This window comes from Mycobacterium ahvazicum (assembly GCF_900176255.2).
Classification (GTDB): Bacteria; Actinomycetota; Actinomycetes; order Mycobacteriales; family Mycobacteriaceae; genus Mycobacterium; species Mycobacterium ahvazicum.
In genome coordinates this window covers 490544-504838 of the sequence record NZ_FXEG02000005.1, presented here as the reverse complement: position 1 = coordinate 504838, position 14295 = coordinate 490544, and the positions used below count along the sequence as shown (strand labels likewise).

Below are 14295 nucleotides of genomic sequence, written 5' to 3'. Positions count from 1 at the left end.
CTTCAACTTCTACTGTGCGCCTACGCCGGCGGGGATGTCTATGCCGTAGAGCTGCGCTGCGTTTCGCCAGCACAGCTTGTCGCGCTGTTCGGCGGACAGCGCGACGGGCAGCTTCTTGACATCGCCGCATTGCCAGTGCGGGTAACTCGAGCCGAACATCACCATGTCGTCCTTGCCGGTGAAGCTGAACCATTGACCGGCGAACTCGGTGTCACCGGGTCCGTCGAGGCTGCCCTGCACGAAATAGACGTGGCCGGGCAGGTAATCGCTGGGGATCCGCGGCGCCCACGGGGTTTGCTCGAGGTGCGGCCGGCCGAACGTGTCCATCCGCCAGATGAAAGGCGTGATGAAGTCCGCGGCACCGTCGCCCCAGACGAACTTGAGGCCGTCGAAGCGCTCGAACACGCCCTCGGCGATCATGTTCATCAGGTGATAGAGGTAGTTCAGCGCCATGAAGCTGACGTACTGCTCGTAGGTGCGGGTGTTCCCGGACGGCGTCGGCGGAAAGGCTATGCCCGAGCCGACCTCGATGTGCGCGGCAACGGGCAGGCCGGCGTCGACCGCGGCCTCCCACAGGGGCCAGAACTGCGGCTTGCCGTAGACCTCGCGGGATTGCAGGGGAACGCCGATCTGGACCACGCGTGGGTGCCCGCGCCATTTCTCGATCTCGCGAAGCGCGCCGGCGATATCGTCGGGGTTGACCCGGACGGTGCCGCGAAACCGCTCGCCGTACTGGCTGTTCTCCAGCCAGTTGGTCACCATCATCTCGTTGTGCGCGGCGTGCAGCGCGCTGCCCAGGTGGCGGTCCGGCATGATGCCGCGCGCCATCGGGTGCAGGACCGCGACGTCGACGCCGCGCTTCGAAAACAGCTCGTTGCCAACGAATTCTGGATCCGAACCGGGGTATTGACCGTCCGGGCCCTCGGCGTCGGGTACGTACTCGCCGCCCGGGGCGCCATACCAGTCCATCTCGTAGTCGGGGAACCCGCGGCTTTTGAACGGCTCCCGCAGGGTCTTGCGCAGCGCCTTGTTGGACGGGAAGAAGATGTGCACGCTCGCGTCGATGAGCGGTGTGCTGGTGCCGTCAGCGTGTTCGATCACGACAGCCACCCTTCGGTTCCGGTAGCCAAAGTGAGCCAAACCTGACCATAAGATAGATAATCTAACATTCTCATAGGCTGTCGATCAATGCATTTCCGGTAAGCGTCTCGGTTAACGATATGCCCTGGTAGTAGCTGGTATTTCCACTATCAGAGCAATCGTGGTTCTTCGATGCGGATAATACCATTCTCGGCACTCATTGGAAGGTGGCGTTGGAGTCGGCAAGATTGCCCCGCCGCCGCTACGCCCGCTACGCGGCCGTTACAGAGTCGGTAAACAGTGTCACGCCGTCCGGCCATCGTCGGCGCGACCGACGGTGACACCGGCGGCGTTCTCGAACGGCTTGATGACCGCCGTGAAATCCGAGTCTGCGCCCTGGTCGAGTGCGGCCCCTTCCCAGAGCCGGCAGATGGTCTCGGCGACGTCGACAGGCACGCCCAATGCCTTCGCCTCGTCGAGATAGAGCCGCACGTCCTTGACCATCAGGCCGGTGGCAAAGCCGTAGTCGAAGGTGCGCGGCAATATCGCACGCGGAAACTTGTCCCGGCTGGCGCTCGTCGCGCCCGAGCCCGCATTGAGGACCTCGATCATCACGGCCGGGTCGAGACCGGCCTTGACGCCCATCACGACGACCTCTGATGTGGCGACCAATACGTTGGCCGCCAGGATGTTGTTGGCGAGCTTCATCGTCTGCGCCGACCCCGGCTTCTCCCCGATGTAGAACGGGCGGCCGAGCGCCTCGAGGATGGGCCGGACGACCTCGAATTCGCTGCGCGGGCCGGAAGCCATCAGGGCGAGTGTTCCTTTTTCGGCGCCGCCGACACCACCACTGACCGGGCTGTCCAGAGCGGCGATGCCCCGCCCGGCCTGCAGGTCATGGATCTGCACCGAGGTGCGGCTGCCCACCGTCGACAGGTCGACGTAGCGCTTGACCCGGGAGCCCGCGATCACGCCCGCGGCCCCAGTGGCGACTTGCAGCGACACCGCCGGCGACGGGAGGCTGGCCAGCACCGTTTCCACACGGTCGGCGACATCCTTGGGCGACGAGGCGGCACGGGCACCGAGTGAGACGATGCGGTCGAGTGTCGCGCTGCTCGTGTCGAAGGCGATCACGTCGTGACCGTCGCCGATGAGGCGGTGCGCCATCGGAAAACCCATGTTGCCCAACCCGATAAAGCCGATTTCGGTCACGACCGGTCCTCGTCTAGCTTGGCGAACACTTCGCGCGCGATGCGAAAGCTGTCGACCGCGGCCGGAACGCCCGCATAGATGGCCACTTGCAGGAAGATCTCGCAAATCTCTTCGCGGGTCACGCCATTGGTCAGCGCACCCTTGATGTGAGTTCGTAATTCGTTCGGCCGGTTGAGGATTGGGATCATCGCCAGGTTGAGCATGCTGCGTGTCTTGCGGGGCAACCCGTCTCGGCCCCAGATTTCACCCCAGCAGTATTCGGTGACGAGATCTTGCAGCGGCTTCGAGAATTCGTCGGCGTCGGCGAGTGCCCGGTTGACGTATTCCTCGCCCAGCACCGCGGACCGAACCTCAAGTCCCCGTTGGTATGTTTCGCGATCCAATGATCTTCTCTCCCTTAGAGACTTTCTCGGTTCGTCGTCCCGACGGTTATCTACACGCTAATGTATATTTCCGTGGTCACCACGACCCGGCGGACGCCCGACGCAAGCCGAAGCCGAGAAGCTGCAACAAAAGCTGCGCACCGCGGCCGTCGCGACTTTCGTCCAGTACGGATATGACGGCACCAGCGTGCACGCGATCGCCATGAACGAGTCGGCGCGATTCCCGGAGTTCGCGGTCAGCGCGTACTCTCTCGAGCCTGCTGCCGCCCACTTCATCGCGGTGGTCGAACACCTACCCACGCGGCTAGAGGAGCGCCATTTGCAGCACGCCGTAGACCTGTTCCTGCTCGGCATCCTGCGTCGCGACTGAACTCGCGATGGCCTGGCCCGGGCTGGTACTGGTGCATGGGGGCGCCCATGCCGCTGATTGCTGGCAACTCACCGTTGCCGAATTGGCCAGGAAGACACCGGAATTGCCGGTGCTGGCCGTCGATCTACCCGGCCGCGGTGGCAGGCCGGCAGATCTGACGAGTGTCACGATCACCGACTGGGTGAACTCCGCGGTCGCCGATATCGACGACGCCGGCTTCAACGAAGTTGTGATCGTGGGGCATTCGATGGGCGGGCTGACGGTGCCTGGCATCGTGGCCAGGCTCGGGGCTGCGCGCGTACGGGAGATGATCCTGTTGGCCGCGTTCGTGCCACCGCAGGGATCGTCGGTGGTGGACGCGCTGCGCGGGCCGCTGGCCCCGTTGGCGCGATCGGCCGGGCGGATTCGCCGATCAGTCCCAATGCCAAGGGCGCTAGCGCTTTTCGCGTTCTGTAACGGGATGACTCGCGAGCAGCGCGCGCTGACCTTGTCGCGCCTGTGCCTGGAATCGCCCAACGTCATCTTCGAACCGGCCGACCGCAGCGACCTGCCCGGCGAGGTGTCGCGGACATGGATCATGACGCTGGCCGATCGAGCGTTGTCAGAGCGCCAGCAACTGGGTGCGATCGAATCCCTCGGCGGTGTCGACACGATGCTCTGCGTCGACGCCTGCCACGACGTGATGTTCTCTCGTCCGCGCTGGCTGGCCGCCACGCTGGCGGATCGATGCCGGGCCCATCGGTGAGCCTGCCGCTACCTACGCCTCGTTGCCGAACGTGCACTCACTGCGAGATCTCGGCCCGCATTTTCCGCAGTCAGTGCACATTCGGCGTCGTCAGCGTCTGGCAGGCGGCCGCGGCTGCAACGTGACGTCATACGCCGAAATCGAGATTATTACTTCCACAAGGGAGAATGTTATTCTCGCAACGGCGTGACGACAGGAGGCGGCCCCGATGCTGTTGGAGTTCGATGCTGATCAGCGACTGTGGCAGGACACGGTGCGCGACGCCGTCGCAAAGCAGTGCCCGCCCTCGCTGGTGCGCAGCGTGGCCGAGGACGGCGTAGACCCCAGCCCCCTGTGGAAGGCGTATGTCGACCAAGGCTGGACCGAGCTGAACGAATCGGACAGCGCCGTGGAGCTGGCCATCGTGCTCGAAGAACTAGGCCGCGCAACCGATCCCACGCCGTTTCTGGCGACGATGAGTCAGTTCGCGCCGCTCGTCGCGGACCGCTTCGATCCCCACCAGTCAGGCACCGCGGTGTGTGGCGGGGTGGTGGCGCACCGCGACGCGCAAGGGTGGGTGCTGGACGGCACCGCACGCCATGTCCTGGACGGCGATCGCGCGGACCGGCTGGCGGTCGTGACCGACGCGGGGGTCTTTCTCGTCGCCGCCAGTCAGGTCTCGGCCCGGCGCGTCTCGGTGTTCGACCCGGTGCTGCACGTCGCCGACCTGTCGTTCGCCGAGGTCCGGGTGCCCGACATCGAGCGGCTGACCGTCGACGCGGAACGCGCTCATCATCTGGCGCTGACCGGCATGGCCATCACGATGGTCGGCGCCTGTCAACGCATCCTCGACCTGGTGCTCGAGCACGTCAAAAGCCGTCAGCAATTCGGCGCGCCGATCGGCTCCTTCCAGGCCGTGCAGCACAAGGCTGCCGACATGCACGTCGCGGTGGAACGTGCTCGCGCACTTGCCTATTTCGCCGCGCTGACGATCGCGACCGACGATCCGCGCCGCCGGCTGGCGGCCGCGATGGCCAAGGCCTCGGCGGGGGAGTGCCAGTCGTTGGTATTCCGGCACGGGTTGCAGCTGCACGGCGCCATGGGTTTCACCTGGGAGAACGACCTGCAATTCGCGCTGAAACGGGCCAAAGCGGGCGAACTGATGCTCGGCGGCGCCGCCGAGCACCGGGCTCGGATCGCGGAGGAATACCGTGCAGCTGACTTTTGATTCCGAGGTTGAGGAGTTCCGCGCGCAGTTCTCGGCGTTCCTCGACGAAAATCTGCCTCCCGCAAGCGAAACGCTCGAGCGGCCACGGTCGGTCTCGCACATGCCGCAGTGGGCACGCGACTGGCAGCGGCTGCTGTTCGACAACGGCTGGTTGCTGCCCAGCCAGCCCCCTGAATTCGGTGGGCGCAATGCGAGCGTCATTCAGCAGTTCGTCTACCTGGAGGAACTCAGCCGCCGCCGGATCTACCACAGCTTCAACCCGCAGGGTGTGAATATCGTTGGGGCGTCGCTGTTGTCGTTCGGCAGTGACGAACAGAAGCGGCGCTGGGCGGTGCCGATCCTGCGGGGCGAGATCACCGCATCGCTCGGCATGAGCGAGCCCAGCGCGGGCTCCGATCTCGCGTCGTTGCGTACTCGCGCGGTGCTCGACGGCGACCACTTCGTGGTCAACGGGCAGAAGGTGTGGACCTCGGGTGCTCACGATGCCGACGTCCTGTTGACGTTTGTTCGTACCAATCCAGATGTGCCGAAGCACAAGGGAATCAGCGTGCTGATCATCCCGACCGACACCCCGGGTCTGGTGCGGCGGCCGTTCCCGTCGATCTGCGGCATCGACGATCTGGATTTCAACGAGGTGTTCTTCACCGACGTGCGGGTGCCCGCGGAGAATCTGGTCGGCGAGATCGACCAGGGATGGAAGGTGGCCAACGGGTCGCTCGGGCACGAGCGCACGATGATGTGGCTGGGTTTCGCGGATCGGCTCGACAACATGATCGACGACTTCCACCCGAGCACCGAGGTCGAGCGCGACCAGTACGCGTCCACGATCATGGACAAACAGGCACTGCGCCTATTGGGCTCGGTGGCGTTGGCCCGCGCGGCGCGCGGGGAAGACGACGTGGCCGCGATCTCGGTGCTCAAGCTGCTCGGGTCCGAGGCTGAGTTGCGTGGCATGGAGCTAGCGTTGACGTCCGCGGGATCCGACGGGCTCGTGCACCCGGCGTTGACCGGGCCGTATGCACACATGAACCTCGACCACTATTTCGCCAGCTGGTTCGAGCGCTATGCGCGAAGCTTTTCCGGCACCATCGCCGGCGGTACCTCCGAGATCCAGCGCAACATCATCGCCCAGCGCGTGCTCGGCCTACCGCGCTGAGCCGCGCGCGAGTTGTCGTTAATCGCAACGGCATTCAAGGGTGTTCTAGACCGGGTCGAACTTGGTGATCAGCCAGTTGCCGTTGACCCGGGTCAAACTCACCAGCACACTGCTGGAAGACATCGCCGGGTCGGGATTGTCCTTACTCGTGGTGCTCTGATCAACCAGCACCAGCACGACGGCCGAATCGGGATGCAACTCCTGAACCGCGGCCCCCAACACCCGGGCGTTGGTTTTCAGTGATTTCTGTTTGGCCGCCGGAGCAACGATCTGTTCGGTGAACTGGTTGTAGTACGACAGGAAGTCCCCGGACAGGTGAGACTTGGCCGCGGCGAAGTCTTTGTCGAGTGTGTCCGGTGAGTAGGACAGCAACGCGACCGTTCCGTCGGATGCCGAACTCACGACCGCGCTCGCGACGCCGGCGTCGGTTTGTTTGTCGGGCCGGTACTGCTTGAAGTACAGCCATGTCGCCCCGCCGCCGGATAGCAGCAGGAGCAAGATCAGAACGGCGGGAACGACTTTCACCCTGTGACGCGTGCGCGGCTCGCTACGTCCGCCCTGTTTGGGTTGGTCCGAAGAGTCGTCGGCAGCGTCGACGCTGTCCTCGTCCTTGCTCATGGGATGAACTCCAGTTTGGACATCTTGTATTGCCCGCCGTCTTCTGTGACGGTCACCCGCAGGCGCCACCTTCGTGGTTCGTCTTTGGCGCCCGCGGCGTTGGTGATCCGCGATGTCGCGGCGACGAGTACCAACGCGGAATTCCCGTCGATGGATTGGACGGCCGCCGCATTCACGGTTCCTTGAGTGACCACTTTGGACTGCTCAACGACGGTCGTGAAATCTTTTGAGCGCTGCTGGAAATCGTCCCTGAACTGACCGGTCGAGCTGTCGATCACCCGCTGGACGTCTTCCTTGGCCCGATTGAAGTCCAGGGAAGTCATGTTGACGACACCTTGTCTGGCCCCGGCAACGAAGTTCGCGATGCGCTGGTTGCGCTCGGTGCTTTCATGATGCTGCCACACCATGTATCCGCTCGCCCCGACGAAAACGCAGATGAGCAGAATGACGGCCGCTTTCCACGCCACCGACAGCGATAGCCACCGCAGGCGCCGCCGGGAGTCGGCCGACTCGAACTCGGACTCCGCGTCTCCGGGCGTTTCGTCGGAGGCTTCTTGCTCGGTCTCCGTCGCGTCGGTTACGTCCGAGTCGCCGGATTCGATGTCGTCGGAGTCGGCTTCCTCCTTGTCGGTCTGCGCTTCGTCGGCGCCGGTTACGGCGGTGTCAGATTCGTCGGTCTCGGTGACGGTGACGGTGTCGGCGTCGGCGTCCTCGACCTTCGCCTCGTCAGAGTCGGCCGCGTCCTCGTCGGCGTCCGCGGCTTCTTCGGCGGTTTCGGCGGTCCCGGCCTCGACGTCCCGCAATTCGCGGCGGAGCCGGGCGGCCCGGGCGCGGGCACGCGCCGCGGCGGCCAGCGCTTCGGCTTCGGCGGCTTCGGCCTCCGCTTCCGCGATCAACGCCATGGTGTCGGCTTTCGATGTGGCGTCTTGCGGCGGTTTCTTCGCCTCAGCCAAAGTGCTTGCTCCCGGTTGATGAACGTCTCACGCGGCTACCATCGCACGAGCGTGAACGGATAGGGGTTGCTGCCCCCGGGCGCGCCGTTACAGCCCGTGTTGAATGTGGAGACGACCTCACCCGTAAGCGTCACCGCGTCCCATGAGTAAACGTCATGCGACGGGAAGAACTGCACCACGCAGCGAACACCGTCGGGCACGTCAACGGTCATGGTGTAGCGGCCGTTGGACAGGTGAGCGTCTGACTTCCACGGTGCCGCTTGCCCGTTGGGTTGCGGAACCGCCTGAATGGTCAGACATCCCGGCGCTTTAGGAGTGCATGTCGCGAGGGCCCAGACCCAGAGGTGACCGGTTTCCCGGGGTGTGTCCACTCGGTAGTTGCCAATGATCATGTCCGCGTGGGCGGCCGGCGTGACGGTCAGTGCGGCCGTGGCGAGCGCAAGGCTCGCTGCGAAAGTCTTCACCGGAGGGTCTCCCATCTGTGCACACGCACTGGCCTCAAATATAAGGCGCGGTCATGCTGAAAAGGCCTACTCGGAAAAACCGCGGCAGTCAACGGCGGGTGCGCCCAGGTCTGCTAGTCGATGACGGCAACGTCCGTACGCTCGGTGACCGGCAGCGCCAGTTGTTGCTCGTCGCAGATGCGCTGCAGCTTTTCCAGCGTTTCGTCCAGGCCTGCGCCGATCTTGGAGCCTGGGGTAAAGGTCGCCGGAAGCTTCCGCATGCCCTGGATCACGCCGATGGTCTCGTAGTGCACGGTGCCTTCGGGATCGCATCGATAGTCGGGCATCCGGTCGAGAACCGCCGTCAGCATGGACTTGAATACCGTACGCGCCACGTTGGACCCTTTGCATCGGTGCAAACCGAGGCCAAAACTGAAGTGTCGATTGCCTTTACGGTCAAGGACGATCTCGTCGGGGTCGGCGAACAGTGCGGGGTCGCGATTGGCCATGGCCCACGAAATCCATAGCCGTTCACCCTCTTTGAAATGATTGCCGTCAAGTTCGACGTCGTCGGCGAAGGTCCTGCCGTCACCGGCGGCCGGGGTGAAGTAGCGCAGAAACTCCTCGGTTGCGGAGTCCAGGAGGGCGTCACGGTTCTTGGACAGCCGCTCGCGCTCGGCGGGGTTCTCCGAAAGCCATTCCAGCGTGTGGGCGGTCAGCGCCGTCGTGGTGTCGAAGCCCCCACCGATGACCAGGCCGAGATTGCCGAGGATCTCGAGATCCGGGGCGGGCTCACCGTCGATCCGCAACTGCAGCAGCCCGTTGACGATGCCGGGCCGCGGATTTTCGCGGATCTCGAGCATGCTGTTGACCATGTCGAGTCCCATTTCCCGGTGCATCGCGGTGACCTTCTCGATGTCGGGGGAGTGTTCCGGGGTGTAGACCGCCGCGTGCACCGGCTCGCTGTACAGGTTCCACTTCTTCAGCGGAATGCCCAGCATCGCCAACGTCAGCACGGCAGGCACGACGTTCGCCAGGTCGTCGACGAAATCGATGCTGCCCGTTTCGATTTTCTCGTCGAGGCACGCGCGAGTGATGTCGTGGATGAAGGGTTCCCAGCGCTTGACCGCGGCCGGCGACAGGTAGGGGTTCAATACGTTGCGGTACGTACGGTGGTCGGGCTCGTCCATCTCGAGAATGCCCCCGCGCACCGCGGCAACACGGCTCGCCGTCGGGATGGAGATGCCCTTGTAGCCCCGGCGTTCGTTATGGATGTCGTGGTCGTTGGAGACCGCTGGGCAACGGGCGAGTTCGAAGACTTCGTGGCTGCCGGCCGCGACCCAGTGCCCTCCGTAGGTCTCCGTCCACGCCATCGGGCACTTGGCGTGCATCTCCTCGGTGATCTGTTTGAACTGTGACCGGTACTCCGGGGCGTTTCGGTCAAAGTGGTACGTCGGCTTGTTCTGTTCGCCGTCGCTCTCGACATCGTCGACGCTCAAGATGCTGTCTCCCTTTAGGTTTCGTCCGTGATCATGATCGCCTGCTCCGGGCACGAGTGCGCCGCCTCGCGCACCAGGTCCTCCTGGTCGGGGGGCACCACGTCGTTGACCGCCGATGAACTGCCGTCAATGTCGCTGAGCACGAATGAATCCGGCGCAATCATCGCGCACAGGGTGTGACCCTGGCAGCGTTGTGAATCAACCCAGACCTTCACGATGTCTCCTCCTGGGGCTGCGATGGGGCTGGCGTTACGGTAGTCCGGATGACGACGTGACTCAGGTGTTTCGACCACCGTTGACGCCCAGTATCTGACCGGTGATGTAGCCGGCTTCCTCGGATATCAGGAACGCGCAGGCGGCCGCGATGTCTTCGGGCTTGCCGATCCGGCGCACCGGGGTCCGGGCGATGGTTTCGTCGATGTCCCCGAGGTAGCCGCGTTGCTCGGCGCTGCGCAGCATCGGGGTGTCGATGAAGCCGGGCGGCACCGCGTTGACCGTGATTCCGCTGGGGCCGTACTCGAGAGCCAGCGACTTGGTGAGCCCGTTGACCGCCGACTTGGCCGCGACATAGTGCGACATGTAAGGAGCGCCGGAATGTGTACTCGACGACGAGATGTTGACGATCCGTCCCCAACCCGCCTCGACCATGTCGGGCAGCACCGCCTGAGTCATGTGGAAGACCCCGTGCAGATTCACGTCGACCACGCGTTGCCAGTCCTCGAACGTGATGTTGCTGAAGCGCTTGAAACCATCCAGCCCCGCGGCGTTGACCAGAACGGCGACCGGGCCCAATTGCGCGCGGATCGCCGCCAGTGCGGCATCCACCTGGGATCGATCGGTCACGTCGGCGGTGAACGACAGCTCGGCGTCCGACGGCTTCAGATCGATGGTTGCGACGTCTAGACCGTCGGCACGCAGCTGATGAGCCACCGCCAGCCCGATCCCGGATCCGCCACCGGTGACCACTGCGGTCTTCACGCGCCGGCCCCTGGGCTCAATGCGGCCATCTCAGTCACAAAGAATCTCCTTCGCAATTATGAGAACCCTACTCTCGTAGAGAACTGGCGTGCAACACGCCGGGGAAACCTGCCACAGCCTGGGCTGAGGCTGGTTATGCGCTTCCCCTCGCTGCCTTGCAGCGCTGGTCAGTGACCTTGTCCCATTCCTATGACTTTCTTGAATTCTCGAGACTCGAATGTAAGATTCGCCCGAGACGAGAATGAAATTTTCGTGATGGCCACCACAGAGGAGCCGAATGCCAGTGCAGGTCACAGTGTCGGACGTCGTGGATACGACAAGCTCAGAGGTATCCCGCCGACTGTTGATCGATGGCCGGCCCGTCGCGGGCGACCAGGCATTCGCCTCGATCACTGCGGCCGGGCCCGAAGAGTTCTTGGAACGCAAGACCTTCGCCGGTGCTGTGCTGGGAGGCGATCGATGAGGCCGTTAGAAGGCATTCGGGTTCTCGAAGTCGCGATGTACGGGTTCGTCCCGTCGGCGGGTGCGGTGCTGGCCGAATGGGGCGCGGACGTAGTCAAGGTCGAGCACGCGGTGACGGGCGATCCGCAGCGCGGACTTCGGCAGACCGGCATGCTGCGGGTCGAAGGCGATCCGAATCCCAACATCGAGCACGCGAACCGCGGCAAGCGCAGCATCGGACTCGACATGTCGGTGCCCGAGGGCAAGGAAGTCCTCTACGAATTGGCCCGCCGCTCGGACGTGTTCTTGACGAGCTTCCTGCCCGGTGCCCGGCAGAAGTTCGGCATCGACGTCGACGACATCCGCGCCGTGAACCCGTCGATCATCTACGCGCGCGGCAGCGCGCTCGGACCACGCGGTGAAGAGGCGACCAAGGGCGGCTACGACATGACCGCCTTCTGGTGCCGGGCCGGAACGGCAGCCACCATCACCCCGACGGGGATGCCCGGCATGATCGCGCCGCCGGGACCCGCCTACGGCGACACAATCTCTGGGACGAACCTCGCCGGAGGCATTGCGGCCGCATTGCTCAAGCGCGAGCGCACCGGCGAACCGTCCGTCGTCGACGTGTCGCTGCTGGGCAGCGGGCTGTGGTCGATGGGTCACACCGTCGCGTTGACCAAGCACTTGAACCAACGACTGGAAGCGCCGCCGCCCGGTGTGCACGGCGCACCCAACAACCCGTTGGTGGGCCTGTACACGACATCGGATGGCCGCTACATCTCTTTCGTGATGATGCAGCCGACGAAATTCTGGGCCGATGTGTGCCGGCATGTTGACCTGCCTGAGCTGGCCGATGATCCAAGGTTTGCCACCATCGAGCAGATCACCGCGAATACGGCAGAAGCAGTGGAGATCTTGACCAAGGTGATCGCGACCCGCACGCTTGCCGAGTGGAGCGAACGCTTTGCCACGTTGGCCGGGCCATGGGCGCCGGTGCAAGACACGCTGCAGGCAGTCGATGACACCCAGATCCGGGCCAACGAATATGTTGTCCGGGCAGGCGAACTCGAATTGGTCGCCAACCCGGTCCAGTTCGATCTCACCGCACCGCATACCGGGCCCGCCCCCGGATTCGCCGAGCAAACCGACGAAATACTGCAGGAATTGGGACTCGACTGGGACCGCATCATCGAACTCAAAACCGCCGGCGCGGTTACCTGAGAGTGGAGCTGACTGAAATGTTTGCACGTTCGATAACGGTTATGCGTTTTTTGCTCCGCGCGGGCGTGGCATGAGTCACAATGACCGGACGCTTTCTCATGCGACGGATCGGAGGACTGGCGTGAGTGCAGGTTACGCCTGTCTCGCCGGCGCTCGAGGTCGGGATGTCGCCCCCTGGTGGGCATTTCGACGTTGCCGTTCAACCGAACTTACCTTAGTCGTTGCGCAACAACAAGACTGTCGGTCTCGTAGCGCGGGAAGGGACTGACGCGGATGGCGACCAAGGGCGCTGACCACTGGTCAACGGGATTGCCTGCGCTGAAACTCAAGTGGGACTTATCGGGTCCCATGCAGGCGGTCGGCGCGTTGTTCGCGATGTCGGCCGACGCCGTGAAGTTCGCGTTCCGCCGGCCCTTCCAGTGGCGGGAGTTCTTGGAGCAGTCGTGGTTTGTCGCGCGGGTGGCGCTGGCTCCGACCTTGCTGGTCGCGATCCCGTTTACCGTCCTCGTCAGCTTCACGCTGAACATCCTGTTGCGTGAACTCGGGGCGGCGGATCTCTCCGGTGCGGGTGCGGCGTTCGGCGCTGTCACTCAGCTCGGTCCGTTGGTCACGGTGTTGATCGTGGCGGGCGCGGGTGCCACGGCAATGTGTGCGGACCTGGGGTCGCGAACAATTCGCGAAGAAATCGACGCGATGGAAGTGCTGGGCATCAACCCGATTCAGCGTTTGGTCACCCCGCGCATGCTGGCGTCGGGGTTGGTGGCGTTTCTGCTCAACAGCCTCGTGGTCATCATCGGCGTCCTTGGCGGCTACGTGTTTTCGGTATTCGTGCAGGACGTCAATCCCGGCGCCTTCGCCGCGGGTATCACGTTGCTCACCGGCGTACCCGAGGTGGTCATCTCATGCGTCAAGGCAGCCCTTTTCGGCCTCATCGCCGGCCTGGTCGCCTGCTACCGGGGTCTGTCGATCACCGGCGGTGGCGCGAAGGCCGTTGGCAACGCGGTGAACGAAACGGTGGTCTATGCCTTCATGTCCCTGTTCGTCGTCAACGTGGTTGTCACCGCGATCGGCATCAAGATGACGGCGAAGTAGGGGCCCGCCGATGGCACTGAGGGCTGCATATCCGCGATTGGCCCGCCAATTCGAGAAGCCGGTCGCCTCGCTGAGCCGGGTCGGCGATCACACCCTGTTTTACGGGAAGGCGCTCGCCGGGGTGCCGTTCGCGGCCACCCACTACCGGCGCGAAGTCATCCGACTGATTGCCGAGATCAGCATGGGCGCGGGCACTTTGGCGATGATCGGCGGGACCGTCGTGATCGTCGGCTTCCTGACGCTGGCGGCGGGCGGCACGCTGGCCATTCAGGGGTATACGTCGCTCGGCAATATCGGCATCGAGGCACTGACCGGCTTTCTGTCCGCATTCATCAATGTGCGCATCGCCGCACCGGTGGTCGCCGGCATCGGTCTCGCGGCCACCTTCGGTGCCGGGGTGACCGCGCAGCTGGGTGCCATGCGGATCAACGAAGAAATCGATGCGTTGGAGGCCATGGCCATTCGGCCGATCGCCTATCTGGTGAGCACCCGGATCATGGCGGGCATGATGGCGATCACGCCGCTGTACAGCGTCGCCGTGATCCTGTCGTTCGTGGCCAGTCAGTTCACCACGACGTTCTTGCTCGGACAGTCGCAGGGTTTGTACCAGCACTACTTCAACACGTTCCTGAACCCGATCGACCTGTTGTGGTCGTTCCTGCAGGCCATCCTGATGGCGCTCACCATCCTGCTGATCCACACCTACTACGGCTATTTCGCTTCGGGGGGACCGGCCGGTGTCGGCAACGCGACCGGTAACGCTGTACGCACCTCGCTCATCGTCGTGGTCTCGGTAACGCTGCTGGTCTCACTGTCTATTTACGGTACGAACGGCAACTTCAACCTGTCCGGTTAGGAGGCAGACGTGACAGACACATTCGGACCCGGTCCCAT

General features: G+C 64.0%; 17 protein-coding genes. 8 read left to right on the top strand and 9 right to left on the bottom strand.

Features of this window, described 5'->3' with window-relative positions; all coding sequences use genetic code 11:
• Positions 1–9 precede the first annotated feature (9 nt).
• The 3 genes from MAAFP003_RS23445 to MAAFP003_RS23435 form a co-directional block, all read right to left on the bottom strand.
• Positions 10–1101, bottom strand: coding sequence for an amidohydrolase family protein (locus MAAFP003_RS23445; RefSeq protein ID WP_096290064.1), 1092 nt, complete (start codon positions 1099–1101; stop codon positions 10–12).
• 282 nt (positions 1102–1383) lie between these two features.
• Positions 1384–2292, bottom strand: a complete 909-nt coding sequence (locus MAAFP003_RS23440; RefSeq protein ID WP_279304555.1) for an NAD(P)-dependent oxidoreductase — start codon at positions 2290–2292, stop codon at positions 1384–1386.
• Positions 2289–2675: a carboxymuconolactone decarboxylase family protein gene (locus MAAFP003_RS23435; protein WP_096290063.1), complete on the bottom strand. Its 387-nt coding sequence runs from the start codon at positions 2673–2675 to the stop codon at positions 2289–2291. The genes MAAFP003_RS23440 and MAAFP003_RS23435 overlap by 4 nt, the downstream gene beginning before the upstream one ends.
• A gap of 187 nt (positions 2676–2862) precedes the next feature.
• Here MAAFP003_RS23435 and MAAFP003_RS29735 point away from each other — a divergent pair, with 187 nt between their 5' ends.
• The 4 genes from MAAFP003_RS29735 (at position 2863) to MAAFP003_RS23415 (ending at position 6153) form a co-directional block, all read left to right on the top strand.
• Positions 2863–3045 (top strand): hypothetical protein, encoded by a 183-nt coding sequence (locus MAAFP003_RS29735; RefSeq protein WP_243394182.1) that lies wholly within the window; start codon positions 2863–2865, stop codon positions 3043–3045.
• A 7-nt stretch (positions 3046–3052) separates the two neighbouring features.
• A complete protein-coding gene (locus MAAFP003_RS23425; RefSeq protein ID WP_096290062.1) occupies positions 3053–3790 on the top strand; it encodes an alpha/beta fold hydrolase in 738 nt (245 codons plus the stop codon).
• Between the two features lie 208 nt (positions 3791–3998).
• Positions 3999–4997, top strand: a complete 999-nt coding sequence (locus MAAFP003_RS23420) for an acyl-CoA dehydrogenase family protein (RefSeq protein WP_096290061.1) — start codon at positions 3999–4001, stop codon at positions 4995–4997.
• Positions 4981–6153, top strand: a complete 1173-nt coding sequence (locus MAAFP003_RS23415; RefSeq protein ID WP_096290060.1) for an acyl-CoA dehydrogenase family protein — start codon at positions 4981–4983, stop codon at positions 6151–6153. Before MAAFP003_RS23420 ends, MAAFP003_RS23415 begins: the two co-directional genes overlap by 17 nt.
• Before the next feature lie 45 nt (positions 6154–6198).
• Here the strand turns inward: MAAFP003_RS23415 and MAAFP003_RS23410 are convergent, their stop codons facing one another.
• The 6 genes from MAAFP003_RS23410 to MAAFP003_RS23385 all read right to left on the bottom strand — a co-directional run bounded on the left by MAAFP003_RS23410 (position 6199) and on the right by MAAFP003_RS23385 (position 10644).
• Positions 6199–6771 (bottom strand): hypothetical protein, encoded by a 573-nt coding sequence (locus MAAFP003_RS23410; protein WP_096290059.1) that lies wholly within the window; start codon positions 6769–6771, stop codon positions 6199–6201.
• Positions 6768–7724, bottom strand: a complete 957-nt coding sequence (locus tag MAAFP003_RS23405; protein WP_096290058.1) for a hypothetical protein — start codon at positions 7722–7724, stop codon at positions 6768–6770. The genes MAAFP003_RS23410 and MAAFP003_RS23405 overlap by 4 nt, the downstream gene beginning before the upstream one ends.
• 35 nt (positions 7725–7759) lie before the next feature.
• Positions 7760–8203: a hypothetical protein gene (locus tag MAAFP003_RS23400; protein WP_096290057.1), complete on the bottom strand. Its 444-nt coding sequence runs from the start codon at positions 8201–8203 to the stop codon at positions 7760–7762.
• A gap of 98 nt (positions 8204–8301) precedes the next feature.
• Entirely contained in the window at positions 8302–9666 is a 1365-nt protein-coding gene (locus MAAFP003_RS23395) for a cytochrome P450 (RefSeq protein WP_096290056.1), read from the bottom strand.
• Positions 9667–9680: 14 nt separating this feature from the next.
• A complete protein-coding gene (locus tag MAAFP003_RS23390; RefSeq protein WP_096290055.1) occupies positions 9681–9881 on the bottom strand; it encodes a ferredoxin in 201 nt (66 codons plus the stop codon).
• A 61-nt stretch (positions 9882–9942) separates the two neighbouring features.
• Entirely contained in the window at positions 9943–10644 is a 702-nt protein-coding gene (locus tag MAAFP003_RS23385; RefSeq protein WP_096290054.1) for an SDR family NAD(P)-dependent oxidoreductase, read from the bottom strand.
• Between the two features lie 277 nt (positions 10645–10921).
• On the opposite strand from MAAFP003_RS23385, the gene MAAFP003_RS23380 reads away from it, so the two are divergent.
• The 4 genes from MAAFP003_RS23380 (at position 10922) to MAAFP003_RS23365 (ending at position 14257) form a co-directional block, all read left to right on the top strand.
• Positions 10922–11107, top strand: a complete 186-nt coding sequence (locus MAAFP003_RS23380) for a hypothetical protein (protein WP_133160886.1) — start codon at positions 10922–10924, stop codon at positions 11105–11107.
• Positions 11104–12309: a CaiB/BaiF CoA transferase family protein gene (locus tag MAAFP003_RS23375; protein ID WP_096290052.1), complete on the top strand. Its 1206-nt coding sequence runs from the start codon at positions 11104–11106 to the stop codon at positions 12307–12309. The genes MAAFP003_RS23380 and MAAFP003_RS23375 overlap by 4 nt, the downstream gene beginning before the upstream one ends.
• A gap of 273 nt (positions 12310–12582) precedes the next feature.
• Positions 12583–13401, top strand: a complete 819-nt coding sequence (locus MAAFP003_RS23370) for an MlaE family ABC transporter permease (RefSeq protein WP_096290051.1) — start codon at positions 12583–12585, stop codon at positions 13399–13401.
• Between the two features lie 10 nt (positions 13402–13411).
• The gene (locus MAAFP003_RS23365; RefSeq protein WP_096290050.1) at positions 13412–14257 is read left to right on the top strand and encodes an ABC transporter permease; all 846 of its coding nucleotides are present in this window, start codon (positions 13412–13414) and stop codon (positions 14255–14257) included.
• The last annotated feature ends 38 nt before the right edge of the window (positions 14258–14295 follow it).